The following is a 15,688-nucleotide window of genomic DNA, read 5'->3' as shown; positions in this document are numbered from 1 at the left end:
CTACCTTGCGGCCGTCAGTCGCCGCCGGGTGGAAAGCTTTCTGACATCGATGCGCCGGTCGGCGGCGAAAACGGTGATTTCGAAATGATCGGCCTGCACCACGTCGCGGATATTCCTGGGCCGGTGCGCCGCGACGTTCACCCCACCCCTCAGCCGCACACTGTCGTAGAGGATGCCGGCGCCGCCGCTGGCGCGCACCTGTTCGCCGAGCACCTGCGATGCAGCATAGCTCGCGCCGTCATAGACGTCGGGCCGCAGCGCCTGCTCGCCGCGAATGTCGAGATAATTGCCGATCAGGGTGGCGGCATAGCTTCGATAGCTGCGCGCCATCGTCGCCACCCCACGCGCCACGGCCTCGCGCCTCAGATGATGGCCGACCTCGGCGGCAGCCGTCTTCAGATTGCCGGCGGCATACCAGGCGCCAAGATCGGGGCCGTTGAAGCGCATCCCGCCGGGTGCGACATGCAGGAATGCCGCCATCACGATACTGGCGTTCGGACTGCCGTAGACCCATTCGTTTGCGGGAAGCCGCCGGATGCGATCTGCCACGAGCCGGTCATTGGTCCATCCCACAAGCTCCATCACGGCTTCGAGATCGGCCGCCCTCGCCACCGTATCGAAGAGACCGATCGGCGGAAATTGCGACGGGATCAGCCGGTAGGACGGATGCGGCGCCTCGGCAAAACGCTCGCTCACCGGAAGACGATGTCCGTGTCTTCGTAAGGCGTGAATGCCTCGTCGAGCCTGTTCGGCGGCATGTAGAGCCCGCCGCGCGCGCCGTCGAGGAAGCGGCGCACGGTCATCAGCCCGTCCTGGGTTCCGCTTGTCACGATATCAAGCGGCGGATGGCCCCCGAAAACCGGCGCCTGATGCGGCGCGCGCAGCCAGGCGACGCCGGCGCGTTCGTCGGCAAACAGAACGCCGAGCGCCTGGTGGATGCCGAGCACGGCGGAGATCCGGGTCAGCGTATCGACGTCGAGGGTGAAAGCGCCGTGCTCGCGCGCCTGCTTGGCCCAGCTGTGATAGGTCGAGCGGGAGGGATAGCCGAGCACGAGCAGACGCTGTTCTTCGGTGAGCCCCCAGAGATCGGCGATCGCCAAAAAGGTTCGCAAGGCCGGCGGGCTCAGCCGTCTTCGGTTTGCCGGTGCAAACCGCTCCGCATCCAGCCGCTCCGGCTCCTGTTCCCTGCGTCTTGCCTGTTGCATAGGTATCTCCCGTCTTGAACTAGATTTAGTCCAAATCTGGGCATCGGGCAAGCAGATTGGAAGAGTGATTTCAGGAAAGCTCCCCCGCCGCTTCCCGAATTGTCTGCATCAGGATCGATTGCGGCGCCGACGGCACGCAATCGGCGCGCATCGTCAGCCCGACCGGTCCTTTGGTTTCGCCGGTATCGATCGGCAGAAGCGCCAGCCGCCCATCGGCGACATCGCCTGCCACCACGCCGTTGGAAATGATCCAGATCGCATCGCTTGCCCGCAGAAAGGCGCGGCCGAAGGAATCCGAGACCGTCTCGATCTGGTTCGGCAGACTGGAGATGCCGTTGGCGATGAGGAAATTTTCGACGACCGGCCGGATGATCGAGCCGCGAGTCGGCATCAATACCGTGTAGTCGCCGAAGCCCGAAAACGGCGATTGCCGACGCCTCAGCAGCGGATGGCCGATCCGCACGGCAAACACCACCTGTTCGGAATAAAGATGCTCGAAGGAGAAACCCGCCATCTTTTCGGCGCCGGCGAGGCGCCCGACGACGAGATCGAGGTCGCCGACGCGAAGCTCCTCCAGCAGCACGGCGTTTTCGCCGGTGACGATCTTCACCCGGCTCCGCATCCTTTCCTTAAGGAAGAGTTCCATCGCCCGCGGCATGATGCGCGACGAGACCGTCGGCAGGGCGCCGACCCGGATCGGCGGCGCGTCGGCGAACTGCTCCTGCGAGACGGAATCGAGACCCTGGCGCAGCGCCGTCAGCGCCGCCCCGGCATGCCGCAGGAAAACCTCGCCGTAGCGGGTAATCTTGATGCCACGGCCGTCGCGCTCGAAGACGTCGACGCCCAACACCTGTTCCAGTTCACGGATCGTCTTCGTCACCGCCGGCTGGCTGACATGCAGCAACTCGGCCGCCTTCATGACGCTCTTTTGTCGAGCCACCTCTACAAAGGTCTGCAGATGGCGAAACTTGACGCGGCTGTCGATCATCGGCTTCCATAACTCCGAGGTTATCGAAATGCCTTAAAATATCATTTTACTTAACCGGATCAACCGTTCAGTTTTGTCGTCAAGAGGTGTAGGAAGTTCAACGAGAGTCATCCTCGGACTTGAGCCGAGAAGCCACAGCGCGGCTGCTGGTGGATGTCGTGTGGATGCTCGGGTCAAGCCCGAGCATGACGGAGGGTGGGAAGGCACAAGAGCCATTCGGCTAGCCTATGGCCGAATCCATATGACGCGGGCAGAAAAGAAAGTTCGGTTTTGTGAACACGTGATGCGGCGTGTCACTGTTAGACGAGAAGAATTCGGCGGGAAGGCCAGCTTCACATTCCGTCATCCTCGGGCTTGACCTGAGGATCCATGCCGCGGCTGTTGGTGGGCGCCGTATGGATGCTCCGGTCAAGCCCAAGCATGACGGAGGGGTGGTGTGCGTGACTCGAACAGGGAGAAGCGACGTGCAGTTCGCCCGCATAAACGACGTGACCATCCATTATCAGCTCATCGGCGCTCCCGCCGACCGGCCGGTGATCGTCTTCATCAATTCGCTCGGAACGGATTTCCGCATCTGGCGCGACGTGGTGGTGCGGCTTGCCGGCGACTATGCCATCGTGCTCTACGACAAGCGCGGCCACGGCCTTTCCGACGTCGGCCAGCTTCCCTCGTCCATCGAGGACCATGCGACCGATCTTGCCGGCCTGCTTGATCTTCTGGCGGTAAAAGCTGCCGTCATCTGCGGCCTCTCTGTCGGCGGTCTCATTGCCCAGTCGCTTTATCAGCGCCGGCCGGATCTCGTCGGCGCGCTACTCCTTTGCGATACCGCCCATAAGATCGGCACTGCTGAGAGCTGGAACGCCCGCATCGCCGCCGTTGAAGGAAAGGGCATCGGCAGCATCGTCGACGCCGTCATGGAGCGCTGGTTCACGCCTGCCTTTCGCCGGCCCGAGAACACCGCCTATTCAGGCTATTGCAACATGCTGACGCGGCAGCCGGTCGAGGGTTATGTCGCCGCCTGCGAAGCGATCCGCGACGCAGATTTCACCGAAGCGGCCAAGTCGATCGCTGTGCCGACAATCTGCATCGTCGGCGACCAGGACGGCTCGACGCCGCCCGATCTCGTGCTTTCCACGGCGCGGTTGATCCCGGGCGCCCGTTACGAGATCATCCGCGATTGCGCCCATATTCCCAGTGTCGAGCAGCCGGAGGCACTGACGGCGATCATCCGCGCATTCCTCACATCGATTTCGCCTGGAGAAAGCAGCCCATGAACGAGACCCCTTCCGAACGTTACCGGCAGGGCATGGCGACCCGCCGCGCCGTGCTCGGCGATGCCCATGTCGACCGTGCCGCAGCCAGCGAGACCGCCTTCGACCGCCCCTTCCAGGAACTGATCACCGAAGCCGCCTGGGGCCATGTCTGGTCGCGCCCGGCGCTGACCAAGCGCGAGCGCTCGATCGTCACCATCGCCCTTCTCGCAGCGCTCGGCCAGGATGAGGAGGTCGCCATGCATGTGCGCGCCACCGCCAATACGGGTGCGAGCCGCGAGGATATTTGCGAGGCGCTCTTACATGTGGCGATCTATGCCGGCGTTCCTGCTGCCAATCACGCCATCAGGATCGCAAAACAGGCCTTTGCGCAAATGGACGCCGAAAAGGCGGCCTGAGGGGGAAACATGTCCGAACGAGCAAACAGCAAGCCGGAGACCGGCGCCTTCTTCGCCCGCGACCGCGCCTGGCACGCGCCGGCGCTGACCCCGGGCTACAAAACCTCCGTTCTGCGCTCGCCGCAGCGTGCCCTGCTGTCGCTCGACGGCACGATCTCGGAAACGACAGGCCCGGTCTTCGGTCATTCGATGATCGGCGAACTCGACAACGACCTGATCCTGAACTATGCGCGCCCCGGCGAAAGCGCGATCGGCGAGCGCATCATCGTCCATGGCCGCGTGCTCGACGAGCGCGCCAAGCCGGTGGCGGGCGCCCTGGTCGAGTTCTGGCAGGCCAATGCCGGCGGGCGCTATCGCCACAAAAAGGAAACCTATCTCGCCGCGATCGATCCGAATTTCGGCGGCTGCGGCCGCGCCATCACCGACGCGGAAGGCCGCTACCATTTCCGCACCGTGCGGCCCGGCGCCTATCCCTGGCCGAACGGCGTCAACGACTGGCGCCCCGCCCATATCCACTTCTCGATCTTCGGCCACGGCTTTGCCCAGCGCCTGATCACCCAGATGTATTTCGAGGGCGATCCTATGATCTGGAAATGTCCGATCGTGGGCACGATCCCCGACAAGGCGGCGATCGAGCAGCTGATTGCGCCGCTCGACTGGGGCAATACGATTCCGATGGATTCACGCGCTTATAAATTCGATATCGTGCTGCGCGGGCGCCGCTCGACGATGTTTGAAAACAGGCTGGAGGGCAACTGATCATGCAGCAGCTCGGCTACCTCAAGGAAACCCCATCGCAGACGGCCGGCCCCTACGTCCATATCGGTCTGACGCCGAATTTCTGCGACATAACGGGCGTCTATGACAGCGATCTCGGCACGCGGATGCTCAACGACAAGACGCTCGGCGAACGCATTACCGTCACCGGCCGCATCTTCGACGGCGCCGGTGCCGTGGTGCGCGACGCCGTCGTCGAGATCTGGCAGGCCGACAGCGCCGGCCTCTACAACAGCCCATCGGAAATGCGCGGCGCCGCCGACCCGAATTTCACCGGTTGGGGCCGCTGCCCGACCCGCGCCGAGGACGGCGTCTACAGCTTCGAAACCATCAAGCCCGGCCGCGTCCCCTTCAAGGACGGCCGCAGACAGGCGCCGCACATCACCTTCTGGATCGTCGCCCGCGGCATCAATATCGGCCTGCATACGCGCATGTATTTTCCGGAGGAGACCGAAGCCAACGCCGGCGATCCGCTGCTTCTGCGCATCGAACATCGCGAGCGCGTCGCAACCCTGGTCGCCATCCGCGACGGCGCGACCTGCCATTTCGACATCCATCTGCAGGGGCCGAAGGAAACGGTATTTCTGGATATTTGAGGATAGGCGGGCTACGTTCGGAGAGCTCCGCGCGAATAGCCCCCTCACCCTGCCCTCTCCCCGAGGGGGTCCGAAGAACGGGTCGAGACCGGCGGCTCGACCCCCGGGTCGGCGTCCACCCCTGCACTTTTGCCTGAAATGCTCGAATAGAGGCATCCATGACCGCATCGCCCTTCGACCACCCCTTCCTCTCCGGCCTCGTCGGTGACGATGAAATTGCACCCTACTTCTCCGCCGAAACCGATATCCGCGCCATGCTCTCCTTCGAGGCGGCGCTCGCCAGGGCCGAGGCCGTGCATGGCCTCATCCCCGGCGATGCCGCAACGAAGATTGCCGAAGCCTGCGCCGGTTTTTCTCCGGATCTCACCAGCCTTCGCGCGGCAACCGCAAAAGACGGGGTCGTCGTCCCCGAGCTCGTCAAGCAGCTGCGCGAAGCTGTCGGCGAGGAAGCGGGCAAAAGCCTTCATCTCGGCGCCACCAGCCAGGACGTCGTCGACACTAGCCTGATGATCCGCCTGAAAGCAGTGGTTTTCCTGTTTGCCGGCCGGCTTTCCGCCATCTTTGCGACCTTCGACGGGCTCGACCGGCAGTTCGGCCGCAACCGCCTGATGGGCCATACCCGCATGCAGGCGGCGATCCCGATTACCGTTTCCGACCGTCTCAATGCCTGGCGCGCGCCGCTCGCGACCTATCGCGACCGCCTGACCGAGCAAAGCTTCCCAGTCCAGTTCGGAGGTGCTGCCGGCACGCTCGACAAGCTTGGGCCACAGGCTGCGGCCGTCCGTGCTTCACTCGCCCAGGAGCTCGGCCTTACCGACATCAGGCAGTGGCAGAGCGCGCGTCTGCCGATCGCCGATATCGCCGGCCTGTTCACTTCAATTTCGGGCAGCCTCGGCAAGATGGGACAGGATGTCGCGCTGCTCGCCGAGATGGGCGGCGAGATTGAAATGTCGGGCGGCGGCACCTCCTCAGCCATGGCGCACAAGCAGAATCCGGTTGCCGCCGAAGTGCTCGTCTCGCTCGCCCGCTTCAACGCCGCGGCGCTTTCCGGCATCCATCAATCCCTCATCCACGAACAGGAACGTTCTGGAGCGGCCTGGACGCTCGAATGGCTGCTCCTGCCCGAAATGACAATGGCGACCGCCGCCAGCCTGCGGCTGGCAAAGGAGCTGACGGGGAATATCAGAAGACTTGGAACCGCCTGAGGTGACGGCTCGAGGTCCGGCAGCGGCAAAGTCGGAGCGGAGCTTCGGGGGCGTTGGGGCGGCAATTGTTTTTTTGGTCGCGCGCAACCATCTAATAGGCATGACTTGCGGAAAACGCCCCGCCCGAGCAGCCCGTTTACCGAAAACCAACCATACTGGGTTGCTTTCCGAAGCGAAAGCCGATTGCTTAGGAGAATATACTTCTTCTTCCGCTAGCGGTTAGGAGAACGAAAGGGGGCGCAGGCAAACTCGTGGAATTCTGCTGCTTCGCATCGGGATAAACTATGATTACGATGGCGATGCGGGAAGGCCGGTTTGAAAAACGATGACGACAGAACTGTTTCAAGTTAAATTTTGGGGCGTCCGCGGCAGTATTCCCGTATCCGGCCCTGAATTCGACCGCTACGGCGGCAACACTTCCTGCATCGAGATTCGCTGCGGAAAACATCGGATGCTTTTCGACGCCGGTTCCGGCCTGCGCGAGGCGGGGCTGTCGCTGCTCGCCGACGGCGTCAGTGACGTGGATCTGTTCTTCAGCCACTGCCACTACGACCACATCATCGGCCTGCCCTTCTTCAAGGCGATCTATTATCCCTCGATCAACGTCAACATCTGGTCCGGCCATCTCGACGGGAAGATGAGCACCAGGGAAATGGTCGAGCAGTTCATCAGCCCGCCCTGGTTTCCAGTCAAAACCGACATCTGTCAGGCGACGATGAACTTCCGCGATTTCCATGCCGGTCAGGTTCTGACCCCGCATGAGGGCATCGAGATCAGGACTTTCACGCTGAACCATCCGGGCGGGGCCATCGGCTACCGTATCGAATGGCAAGGCCGCTCGATCGCTCTCATCTACGATATCGAGCATATCCCCGGCACTCACGATCCGGTCTCCCTGGAGATGATGCAGGGCGCCGATCTCGTCGTCTATGACTGCACCTACAATGAAGACGAGATGCAGCGCTTCAAGGGCTTCGGCCATTCGACCTGGCAGCACGGCACCGAGCTCGCCAAAATGGCGGGCGCCAAGCGCTTCGCCCTGTTCCACCACGCCCCCTCCCGCACGGACGAACAGCTGGCCGAGATGGAAGCGCAGGCCGAGGCCGCTTTCCCCGGCGCCTTCGCCGCCCGCGACAACCAGACCGTTGTGATTTAGGCGGTACGCCGGCGCAAGGAGGCGCCGGCCCATTTGTGCCTTGCTGACGGAACAGATGCCGGGTCCGACCGTTTCCCCGGCAGCGCAAGATCGATGAAACGGGGTATCAGCCATGACCGTGCTCTCCGGACAATGCCTTTGCGGGCAGGTGCAGCTTTCTGTGCGGGGCGAACCGTTGCGCGTCGGCATCTGTCATTGCACCGACTGCCGAAAGGAAAGCGGTTCGGCCTTTACCTTCTATGGAATTTGGCCCGCCAATCAGTTTGAACATTCCGGCGAAACGGGCGAATTCCACGGCCGACGCTTCTGCACCGGCTGCGGTTCGCGTCTGTTTTCCGCCGATGACGAAGAGGCCGAAATAAAGCTAGGCACCCTCTCGGAGGCGCCGACGCCGCTCGTGCCGCGCTACGAACTGTGGATCAAACGCCGCGAAGCATGGCTGCGACCACTGGAGGGCGCAGAGCAGTACGAGGAGGACCGAACGTGAACCGGACCACGCTCGTCCGGCATCAGTTCGTTACGGTCGCAGGTATCGAGACCTTTTACCGTGAAGCCGGACCACGGGATGCGCCGGTCCTGTTGCTGCCGCACGGCTATCCCTGCTCGTCCTACGAATTCCGCAATCTCATGCCCCGCCTTGCCGACCGCTGGCGCTTGATCGCCCCGGATTTCCCGGGCGCGGGCTATAGCGGCACGCCCGACGGTTTCGACTACAGCTTCGATGGCTATGCCGCCTGGCTGGAGGCTTTTATCGGCGTGCTCGATCTCGACCGCTTCGCCCTCTATCTCCATGATTTCGGCTCTCCGATCGGAGCGCGGCTAGCAATCAGAAACCCCAGCCGCATCGTGGCGCTGATCATCCAGAATGGCGATATTCCCTATGAGGATGCGCTCGGCCCGAAATATGCTGACATCGAGGCGACGTGGGCGCTCCCACGCGCGGAGATGAGGAGGGCGCTGGCGGAAGCAATCAGCGAGGAGACATTCCGGGAGGAATTCCTCAACGACCTGCCGCCGCCTCTGGCCGACGCTATCCCGCCGGATCTCTGGAAGCTGCACTGGTCGCTGATCACGCCGCGGCGCAAGGAAATCGCCATCGACCTGATCGCCGGGTTGAAGGAGAATCGCGCCTGGTTCCCCGAACACCGGAGATACCTGAGGGAATACCGGCCGCCGACCTTGATCGTCTGGGGGCCGAACGACCACTATATGCCGGAAATGTCGGCACGCGCCTATCTCCGTGATCTGCCGGATGCCGAACTGCATCTGCTCGACGGCGGGCATTGGCTGCTCGAGACGCATCTGGATGAAGCCGCAGCCCTCATGCGGGACTTCCTCGGGCGCGTTCATCCCGGCTGATCGAGTGCTTTAATTGCAATGCCGCCCGCGTCGCATAAATCAAGTCTGATGCAAACCCGCTTCAGGCTTTCAGAAGTGCCGCCGCCGGCAACCAGCGGACGGCGGGATGCAGGGCGGTCGCCGCAAACAAGGCCGAGAGGAAATCCCAGGCCACCTCATCATGCACCAGATGGTGAGTGAGGAGGCCGATGGGCTCTTCGTTGCCGGCAAACCTGTCGCCGAGTTCAGCGACCAACTCGGCCACAAGTTCCTCCTCGCTGCGGCCACCACGGGTGCCGTGCCAGTCGATAATGTCGACATGGGTGTTGAGAAACGGGATCGGCCCACCCAGCTTTGCCCGCCCGTAAACCGAAAGCGCCGCAAAAGCGAGTTCCGGCAATGCCGGGATAAGCCCGGCGTCAATCCGGTTCCACGGCGGCACCAGCACTGGCAGGAAGCGGGCGGGATGGAGCCGCTTCAGGAGCTGCAGTCCCTGACGCAGCTCGCCGAGCACCACCTCTGACGGCCGCTCGCCGCCGAGTTCCTGTTTTTTGCGTTCCGGTCCGGCGTGGTTGGTGTGGCACCAGCCATGGACGGCAACGGTGACGGCCGCCTCCTCCGCCAGCCGCGCGGCCAATGCCTCGCCGGTCAGGCCGGGGATGACGGCAAGCGTCAGCGGAATCGCGTTTTCGCCGCTCAGCGCCAGCAGCCGCTCCAGATCAGGCGTCGGCTCGACGGCATCGTCGTCGCGCAGCCAGAACCGCGCCACGCGGCCGGCGGCCTGCCAGCGGTCCAGCTCGCGGCGCAGCGGTTCCCAGCTCATCCTCATCACCTCGCTCCTATTTTGTACGCTTTTCGCAAAATCTCGTCCAAGGCGCGGGCAGCCGTCGCAAGCGAGCGCTCCTCCAGGACGAAGCGCCGCGCCGCCTGTCCCATCGCTTCGCGTTTTTGCCCATCGCCGAGCAGGGCCGCGACGGCCGACGCATAGGCAGCAACATCGCCCTCCGGCGTCAGCAGGCCGGTCACCCCGGCCTCGACCACGGCGGGCACGCCCGCCGTTTGCTGCGCGACGACAGGCAGGCCGGCGGCCTGAGCCTCGAGATAGGCAAGGCCATAGGCCTCGCCGCAGCCGGGCCAGACATAGATGCCGCCGCGCGCGAGCAAGCCGGCGATCTCGGCCTCGCCCCGCTCGCCCAGCCATTCGATGCGGCCGGCAAAGCACGCAAACAGCGCCTCCACCTCCCGGCGCATCGGCCCGTCGCCGATCACCGCAAGTGTCCATGGCCGGTCTTCGATCAGCCGCAATGCTCTTGCAAGCATCGCGTAGCTTTCCATCTTGTCGCCGTCACGCATCATCGCGACGGTCATCAGCCGGCTGGAATCGGGCGCCGGCCGTACCGCCTCGAACAGCGCCGGATCGATGAACGGCTTGAGAGCTGCAAGCCGCGCGTGCGGAAAGGTGGCGGAAAGCCCGGCCCGGTCACGCTCGGTGAAGCCGATATTGACCGCCGCCTGCATGATCGCCTCGCCCACGCGCTCCTGCCGGGCCGCCCAGCCGGTCTGGTCGCGTTTTGCCGCATAGGAAGCCTCGGCGGTGACATAGGGAATGGCGAATTCGGCCGAGATCGCAGGCCCGAAGGGATCGGGCGATTTGTAATAGGGGTGGTAGCAGAACCAGAGATCCGGTCGAGGCTCGGATCTCCATGTCAACCGCAGCCGCTCCAGCTCGGCGGATATGGCAGGTTCGAGCGCCGCTGCCGCCTCCGGTGTCGAGGCATGGGTGCGGAATTCGGAGACGACCTCGACTTGATGGCCGGCAAGCTCCAATGCCCGGATCAACAGCCGCGCCATCAGCCGGTCGCCCGAGGGCACCGGATGGTTCGGCGATTTCATCGGCGCATAAAAGGCCACCCGCATGCGCATCCTCTTCATAGACACTCTGTTTCCAATCGGCATTCACAAGCGATCATAGCTATCCGAATTCATCGTGAAATCAGCTTGATGCAGCACGAGGTCGCATTAACTCCGTCCTGGTTTACGGCATCATGCCCGGCGGCAAAAATTTCCCCTGTTGCTGCTTTCCCGAAAACTTGCGCATAAGCATATGGAATGTGATCGCAATGGAAGCAATTCCGCCTCCTTCCCCATCTCTATGGGCCTGCGGTTGCATCGACAAGAACGGGAATGAATGACGACGGCCTCGGTTAAAGGGATTTTTTCGGAACGCTCGATCAGAAGGGCAAGGCTCGGTTCCGGGCTGGTCATCTTCGTCTTCGTCCTCCTGCATTTGTCGAACCATGCGCTAGGGCTTATTTCGCTCGCCTCTGCGGACAAGGCCCGCCACCTTTTCCTGGTCCTCTGGCGCAATCCCATCGGCACCGCCCTCTTTTATGGATCAGTCCTGATCCACATCGCTCTGGTGCTGCGCGCCATCTACATCAGGCGCAGCCTGGTCATGCCGAAGGGGGAAATGGCGCAGATCGTGCTTGGCCTGCTGATCCCGCTGCTCCTGATGGACCATGTCATCGGCACGCGGGTCGCCCATGAACTTTACGGCTATATCGATGACTACGAGACGGTCGTCGAACAGCTGTGGATCAGGGCGCCGGCGAACGGTGTGCGTCAGGTGCTGGGCGTCCTCGCCGTCTGGATCCACGGCTGCATCGGCATCCATTTCTGGCTGCGCTACCGCCCATGGTACGCCGAATGGTCGGCGCTTCTGCTCGCGCCGGCGATCCTCATACCGGTGCTCTCGCTCCTCGGATTCGTCCAGATGGGCCGCACCCTTGCAGACCCCGCCTATCAGTTGACGACCAATCCGTACGAGGTGAACCTCAACGCCCGCTATCTCTCCGATCCCGAGGTCCGCAGCCGCGTCGCCACAGTGCGCGCCGGGCTCTACGGCGCTTTCTCGGCCTCGCTGCTCCTGGTTGTCATCGCCCGCGCCCGGCGCAAGCTGAAGGAGCGCCTCGATCAGGTCGTCGTGCATTATCCCGGCGGCGAGGTGATCCGGGTGCCGCGTGGCTTTACGGTGCTGGAAGCAAGCCGGCTCGGCGGGTTGCCGCATTATGCCGTCTGCGGTGGCAAGGGCCAGTGCTCAACCTGCCGAGTACAGATCCTTGGCGATTACCAGTATTTGCCGCCGCCAGACAAGCTGGAGCAGACCACCCTGAAACGCATCAATGCCGGTCCGGACGTGCGGCTCGCCTGCCAGCTTCGGCCGAACGCCGACCTAGCGGTCGCGCCTCTTCTCGTGCCGTCCGTCGAGGCTCCTCCTGCCAACAGCCAGGAGACGAGCCCCGGCCGTGAGCGTGAGATCGTCGTGTTCTTCGTCGATATCCGTCATTTCACCACGCTGACTGAAACCCGCCTCCCCTTCGACGTCGTCTTCCTGCTGAACCGCTATTTCGCCATCATCGGCAAGGCGGTGGAGCAGGCAGGCGGGCGGCTCGACAAGTTCATCGGCGACGGCGCCATGGCGCTGTTTGGCCTCGACACCGCGCCGGAGGAGGCCTGCCGCCAGGCGCTCAACGCAGCCGCGGCGATCGTTGCTGAGATCGAGAAGCTCGCTGCCGAACTCGCCGATGAACTGACGCTGCCGCTTCGCATTGCGATCGGTATCCACACCGGCCCGGCCGTCGTCGGCACGATGGGATATGGTCGCGTGCGCAGCATGACGGCGATCGGTGATACGGTGAACGTCGCGAGCCGGCTGGAAAGCGCGGCCAAGGAATTCGAAGCAGCGATTGTCATCTCCGAACCGGTGGCGGACCTTTCCGGCGCCGCTCTTTCAGGCATCGAAAGCCGTGAAATCAACGTGCGCGGCCGCGCCCTGCCCTTGAAAGTCTATGTCATTCCGAGAGAGAAAGCGGCAGAACCGCTCGAAGGAAAAGCCTGATGCACGGCAAGCCCTGGCTCACCGCCAAATATTGGAGCCGCCGTCTGCGCAAGGCGCGCAATGGCGCTGCGTCGCGCTTCTTCAACACCCGCTTCGGCCGCCGACTGCTGATCGAGAATATCGGTCCGCGCGTCGTCTCAATGACGGTCGATGCCGGCGATCATCTGATGACCTTCTCGCCCGCCGACTATATCGGCCGCAAGGTCTTCCGGAAGGGCCATTTCGAACGCGACGCCGTCGACCGGCTGATCGCCATCCTGCGCGAACGCGGCCTGCTAAGAAAAGACGCGACGCTGCTCGAGATCGGCGGCAATATCGGCACCCAGACGGTCTATTTCGCCTTGAGCGGCACCTACGCCCGTATCGTCAGCGTCGAGCCCGACCCGCGCAATTTCCCGCTGCTTGAACTCAACATCCGTCAGAATCGGCTGGAGGAGAAGGTCCGGCTCGTCAACTGCGCCGCCGGCGAGAGCGAAGGCAAGATCGACTTTTTTTTGAACCTCAACAATCACGGCAAGAGCAGCGCCGTCCGCCAGAGCCCGACCGACAGGAAGATCAGCGTGCCGGTGAAGCCGGTCTCCGAAATCCTCGCCGAACTTTCGATCGATCCGGCCGCAATTGGCCTTGTCTGGATGGATATCGAAGGCTACGAGCCGGTCGCCTGCCGGTCGATGCAGCCGCTGCTTTCCCGCCGCGTGCCGCTTCATATGGAATTCACGCCGCTGTTCTACGGCCCGGAGGGCACGAAGGAATTCATCGCGATGCTGTCAGGTTTCTATGAGGATTGTCTCGTGCTCTTCGAGGACCTCGAGGAAGAGATGAAGGTGCGGGATCTGCCGAGCGACATCGACCAGTACAACGTGCTGTTTTTGCCGTAGAGGCAGCCTTGTCCCGTGGATCCCCTCATCCGGCTTTGCTTCCTCTTCTCCCCAGGCGGGGAGAAGGTGGCCCGCAGGGCCGGATGAGGGTGCTGCACGGCACGGCTTTCATTTGGCTAGCATTTTCAGTCGTCGCTGACGCCGATTGCAACAATGATGCCCCGACCACCTTCAATGCAGACGATGAATTCGGCATTATGCTTGCCACCACCTGGCCCTTTCAAGGACGACTTTCCGCACCACTTTGCGGTTGTCGGGAACCAGCTGCGGCGGCTGTGCGATCGTCGGCTTGAGCGTGACCTGCAACCGAAAGACCGCGGCGTAATGCTTCCGGTCATGCTCTAGGCAAAGACCTCTGCTCTTATTTCCGGACGCAGCGGATCCGCCCCGAACTTGTTCGGACCTTCGGTGCCCGGTAACATGGAAATAATAATGATCACCGGGAATGTGACCAGAACGACATAGGGAACAAAGCTCAGAATGAACAGCGCGAGATACCACCAGCCGGAAATGTTGCGATCATGGAAGCGGCGAACCTGCAGAGATATTAGCGGCAAAAGAATCGCGAGTGTGAATACCATCCAGATGACGACGGTATAATGAATCGGTGACGGGGCTCCACCGCCGCTGGTGGCGAAAGCGAGTACAAAGGCTAGAATTGCTAGTGGAAACAGCGCCAGCGCATAAAATAGCGAGAACCACCAATATTCCGACCGGGAAGCCCTGCCAGAAAATGTCACACATTTCTTGAAGACTGTTCGAACGGCTTCAGTAAACCCCATTTGCGATGCCCATTTCTGCTTGTGGTAGGCGTCGTAGGTTCTGACGCCGTCTTGCCGCTATAGCAGCTCCGATGGAAACAGCTACAATTCAAACGTAAAAATTGCAATAAGTCTCCTGCTTAGTGGTTGGTTGCCGTGTTCTGGGCGCGCGCCATCTCTTAGCGCCTATCCGGCGGGCGGCATCACCATCGACTGATGGCAATGCACGCCGGCGAGCACGCCGGAGGCGGAAGCGAGCGTGGCATTGTGCATGGAGCTTGCAGCATCGCCGGCGGCGAAGATGCCCTTGACGCTGGTCTCCTTGTTTTCGCCAGTGCGGATGACCGGCCCGAACGGACCGTCATCGAAGGCGCAGCCGAGCTGTTCGGCAATGGGGCTCGCCATCGCCGTTTTCGGCGCGACGAATATGGCGTCGAGCGGCACGGTGCGGCCATCGGCGAGGCGCACCGCCTGGAGTTTCGGGCTGTCGCCCAACAGCTCCACGACAGGGCTGCGTTCGATGCGTACGCCGCGGGCGGTGAGCCGTGCCAGCTGCTCTTCATCGGGCTCGAACAGCACCTGGGTGAAGAAGGTGGTCGCGCCCCAGTCCGGGATCATCATCGCCGAATGGGCGGAATGCGGATGGTTTGCGAGGATGCCGAGCTCGCCGCCGCTCACCTCAAAGCCATGGCAATAGGGGCAGTGCAGCGCCGAGCGGCCCCAGCGCTCCCTGAGACCGAGGATGTCAGGAAGCGTGTCGCTGACGCCGGTTGCGAGAATAAGGCGGGCAGCGCGTTCTTCGCCGCCACCTTCGATGGTGACGACGAACTCGTCACCCTCCTTCTGCGCGCGGGAGACCTTGCCGTCGCGCAGCGTGATGTTCGGATAAAGCGAAAGCTGTCTCTTCCCCTCGCCCATGATCGCCACCGGCGCCCTGCCGTCCTGGCCGAGGAAACCGTGCGAGGCCAGCGAAAACCGGTTTCTCGGCGCGCCCGCATCGACAAGCAGCACCCGCCGCCGCGCCCGGGTCAGCTGCATCGCTGCCGACAGGCCGGCAAAATTGCCACCGATGACGATAACTTCGTAGGACATGCGATCACTCCTTGTGAAATTGACCTCTTATGAATCAACATAAGTTACATGAAATGCGACCGTCAATACTCATGTCACTTGTCCTGTTACAAATTTTTTGTGAAAATGACGCGCCGATCGACAGG

At 62.7% G+C, this 15,688-nt stretch carries 17 protein-coding genes; 10 read left to right on the top strand and 7 right to left on the bottom strand.

Annotation, left to right across the window (positions count from 1 at the left end):
• The 3 genes from J2J98_RS24310 to pcaQ form a co-directional block, all read right to left on the bottom strand.
• On the bottom strand, positions 1-696 hold the full coding sequence (locus J2J98_RS24310) for an RES family NAD+ phosphorylase (protein ID WP_207603692.1): 696 nt from the start codon (positions 694-696) through the stop codon (positions 1-3).
• A complete protein-coding gene (locus J2J98_RS24305) occupies positions 693-1,205 on the bottom strand; it encodes an MbcA/ParS/Xre antitoxin family protein (protein WP_064707313.1) in 513 nt (170 codons plus the stop codon). The genes J2J98_RS24310 and J2J98_RS24305 overlap by 4 nt, the downstream gene beginning before the upstream one ends.
• A 70-nt stretch (positions 1,206-1,275) precedes the next feature.
• Positions 1,276-2,193 (bottom strand): pca operon transcription factor PcaQ, encoded by a 918-nt coding sequence (pcaQ, locus tag J2J98_RS24300; RefSeq protein ID WP_207603691.1) that lies wholly within the window; start codon positions 2,191-2,193, stop codon positions 1,276-1,278.
• Positions 2,194-2,657: 464 nt separating this feature from the next.
• Between pcaQ and pcaD the strand changes: the two genes are divergently transcribed.
• The 8 genes from pcaD (at position 2,658) to J2J98_RS24260 (ending at position 8,955) form a co-directional block, all read left to right on the top strand.
• Positions 2,658-3,467 carry a 3-oxoadipate enol-lactonase gene (gene pcaD, locus J2J98_RS24295; RefSeq protein ID WP_207603690.1) on the top strand — a complete coding sequence of 270 codons (810 nt, stop codon included), beginning with the start codon at positions 2,658-2,660 and terminating at the stop codon, positions 3,465-3,467.
• The gene (gene pcaC / locus J2J98_RS24290; protein WP_064707316.1) at positions 3,464-3,862 is read left to right on the top strand and encodes a 4-carboxymuconolactone decarboxylase; all 399 of its coding nucleotides are present in this window, start codon (positions 3,464-3,466) and stop codon (positions 3,860-3,862) included. Before pcaD ends, pcaC begins: the two co-directional genes overlap by 4 nt.
• A gap of 9 nt (positions 3,863-3,871) precedes the next feature.
• Positions 3,872-4,621, top strand: a complete 750-nt coding sequence (gene pcaH, locus J2J98_RS24285) for a protocatechuate 3,4-dioxygenase subunit beta (RefSeq protein WP_064707317.1) — start codon at positions 3,872-3,874, stop codon at positions 4,619-4,621.
• A gap of 2 nt (positions 4,622-4,623) precedes the next feature.
• On the top strand, positions 4,624-5,235 hold the full coding sequence (gene pcaG / locus J2J98_RS24280) for a protocatechuate 3,4-dioxygenase subunit alpha (protein ID WP_207603689.1): 612 nt from the start codon (positions 4,624-4,626) through the stop codon (positions 5,233-5,235).
• Between the two features lie 158 nt (positions 5,236-5,393).
• Positions 5,394-6,440, top strand: coding sequence for a 3-carboxy-cis,cis-muconate cycloisomerase (locus tag J2J98_RS24275; RefSeq protein ID WP_207603688.1), 1,047 nt, complete (start codon positions 5,394-5,396; stop codon positions 6,438-6,440).
• A gap of 325 nt (positions 6,441-6,765) precedes the next feature.
• On the top strand, positions 6,766-7,596 hold the full coding sequence (locus J2J98_RS24270) for an MBL fold metallo-hydrolase (RefSeq protein WP_207603687.1): 831 nt from the start codon (positions 6,766-6,768) through the stop codon (positions 7,594-7,596).
• Between the two features lie 112 nt (positions 7,597-7,708).
• Positions 7,709-8,083, top strand: coding sequence for a GFA family protein (locus tag J2J98_RS24265; RefSeq protein ID WP_207603686.1), 375 nt, complete (start codon positions 7,709-7,711; stop codon positions 8,081-8,083).
• Positions 8,032-8,955: an alpha/beta fold hydrolase gene (locus J2J98_RS24260; protein WP_207603685.1), complete on the top strand. Its 924-nt coding sequence runs from the start codon at positions 8,032-8,034 to the stop codon at positions 8,953-8,955. The genes J2J98_RS24265 and J2J98_RS24260 overlap by 52 nt, the downstream gene beginning before the upstream one ends.
• A gap of 61 nt (positions 8,956-9,016) precedes the next feature.
• On the opposite strand, the gene J2J98_RS24255 is transcribed toward J2J98_RS24260, so the two are convergent.
• On the bottom strand, positions 9,017-9,763 hold the full coding sequence (locus J2J98_RS24255; protein ID WP_207603684.1) for a polysaccharide deacetylase family protein: 747 nt from the start codon (positions 9,761-9,763) through the stop codon (positions 9,017-9,019).
• Positions 9,763-10,851: a glycosyltransferase family 4 protein gene (locus tag J2J98_RS24250; RefSeq protein WP_207603774.1), complete on the bottom strand. Its 1,089-nt coding sequence runs from the start codon at positions 10,849-10,851 to the stop codon at positions 9,763-9,765. The genes J2J98_RS24255 and J2J98_RS24250 overlap by 1 nt, the downstream gene beginning before the upstream one ends.
• 271 nt (positions 10,852-11,122) lie before the next feature.
• Here J2J98_RS24250 and J2J98_RS24245 point away from each other — a divergent pair, with 271 nt between their 5' ends.
• Together J2J98_RS24245 and J2J98_RS24240 are read left to right on the top strand one after the other, a co-directional pair.
• Positions 11,123-12,832 carry an adenylate/guanylate cyclase domain-containing protein gene (locus J2J98_RS24245; RefSeq protein WP_138396145.1) on the top strand — a complete coding sequence of 570 codons (1,710 nt, stop codon included), beginning with the start codon at positions 11,123-11,125 and terminating at the stop codon, positions 12,830-12,832.
• Positions 12,832-13,710 (top strand): FkbM family methyltransferase, encoded by an 879-nt coding sequence (locus J2J98_RS24240; RefSeq protein WP_064707325.1) that lies wholly within the window; start codon positions 12,832-12,834, stop codon positions 13,708-13,710. The genes J2J98_RS24245 and J2J98_RS24240 overlap by 1 nt, the downstream gene beginning before the upstream one ends.
• Positions 13,711-14,051: 341 nt before the next feature.
• Here the strand turns inward: J2J98_RS24240 and J2J98_RS24235 are convergent, their stop codons facing one another.
• Both J2J98_RS24235 and J2J98_RS24230 read right to left on the bottom strand, forming a co-directional pair.
• Positions 14,052-14,492 (bottom strand): DUF805 domain-containing protein, encoded by a 441-nt coding sequence (locus J2J98_RS24235; RefSeq protein ID WP_064707326.1) that lies wholly within the window; start codon positions 14,490-14,492, stop codon positions 14,052-14,054.
• A 165-nt stretch (positions 14,493-14,657) separates the two neighbouring features.
• A complete protein-coding gene (locus tag J2J98_RS24230) occupies positions 14,658-15,563 on the bottom strand; it encodes an NAD(P)/FAD-dependent oxidoreductase (RefSeq protein WP_207603683.1) in 906 nt (301 codons plus the stop codon).
• Positions 15,564-15,688: the final 125 nt, after the last annotated feature.

Origin of the sequence: Rhizobium bangladeshense, from assembly GCF_017357245.1 — a bacterium.
Taxonomy (GTDB): domain Bacteria; phylum Pseudomonadota; class Alphaproteobacteria; order Rhizobiales; family Rhizobiaceae; genus Rhizobium; species Rhizobium bangladeshense.
The sequence above is the reverse complement of the archived record's forward strand: the minus strand, read 5'-3'. Positions and strand labels throughout refer to the sequence as shown.

Excerpts from the sequence above, each read along its gene's own strand:
- J2J98_RS24305 (WP_064707313.1), bottom strand. The coding sequence starts at position 1,205 with ATGCAACAGGCAAGACGCAGGGAACAGGAGCCGGAGCGGCTGGATGCG.
- pcaQ (WP_207603691.1), bottom strand. The coding sequence starts at position 2,193 with ATGATCGACAGCCGCGTCAAGTTTCGCCATCTGCAGACCTTTGTAGAG.
- pcaC (WP_064707316.1), top strand. The coding sequence starts at position 3,464 with ATGAACGAGACCCCTTCCGAACGTTACCGGCAGGGCATGGCGACCCGC.
- pcaH (WP_064707317.1), top strand. The coding sequence starts at position 3,872 with ATGTCCGAACGAGCAAACAGCAAGCCGGAGACCGGCGCCTTCTTCGCC.
- pcaG (WP_207603689.1), top strand. The coding sequence starts at position 4,624 with ATGCAGCAGCTCGGCTACCTCAAGGAAACCCCATCGCAGACGGCCGGC.
- J2J98_RS24275 (WP_207603688.1), top strand. The coding sequence starts at position 5,394 with ATGACCGCATCGCCCTTCGACCACCCCTTCCTCTCCGGCCTCGTCGGT.
- J2J98_RS24270 (WP_207603687.1), top strand. The coding sequence starts at position 6,766 with ATGACGACAGAACTGTTTCAAGTTAAATTTTGGGGCGTCCGCGGCAGT.
- J2J98_RS24265 (WP_207603686.1), top strand. The coding sequence starts at position 7,709 with ATGACCGTGCTCTCCGGACAATGCCTTTGCGGGCAGGTGCAGCTTTCT.
- J2J98_RS24260 (WP_207603685.1), top strand. The coding sequence starts at position 8,032 with ATGGCTGCGACCACTGGAGGGCGCAGAGCAGTACGAGGAGGACCGAAC.
- J2J98_RS24255 (WP_207603684.1), bottom strand. The coding sequence starts at position 9,763 with ATGAGGATGAGCTGGGAACCGCTGCGCCGCGAGCTGGACCGCTGGCAG.
- J2J98_RS24250 (WP_207603774.1), bottom strand. The coding sequence starts at position 10,851 with ATGCGGGTGGCCTTTTATGCGCCGATGAAATCGCCGAACCATCCGGTG.
- J2J98_RS24245 (WP_138396145.1), top strand. The coding sequence starts at position 11,123 with ATGACGACGGCCTCGGTTAAAGGGATTTTTTCGGAACGCTCGATCAGA.
- J2J98_RS24240 (WP_064707325.1), top strand. The coding sequence starts at position 12,832 with ATGCACGGCAAGCCCTGGCTCACCGCCAAATATTGGAGCCGCCGTCTG.
- J2J98_RS24235 (WP_064707326.1), bottom strand. The coding sequence starts at position 14,492 with ATGGGGTTTACTGAAGCCGTTCGAACAGTCTTCAAGAAATGTGTGACA.
- J2J98_RS24230 (WP_207603683.1), bottom strand. The coding sequence starts at position 15,563 with ATGTCCTACGAAGTTATCGTCATCGGTGGCAATTTTGCCGGCCTGTCG.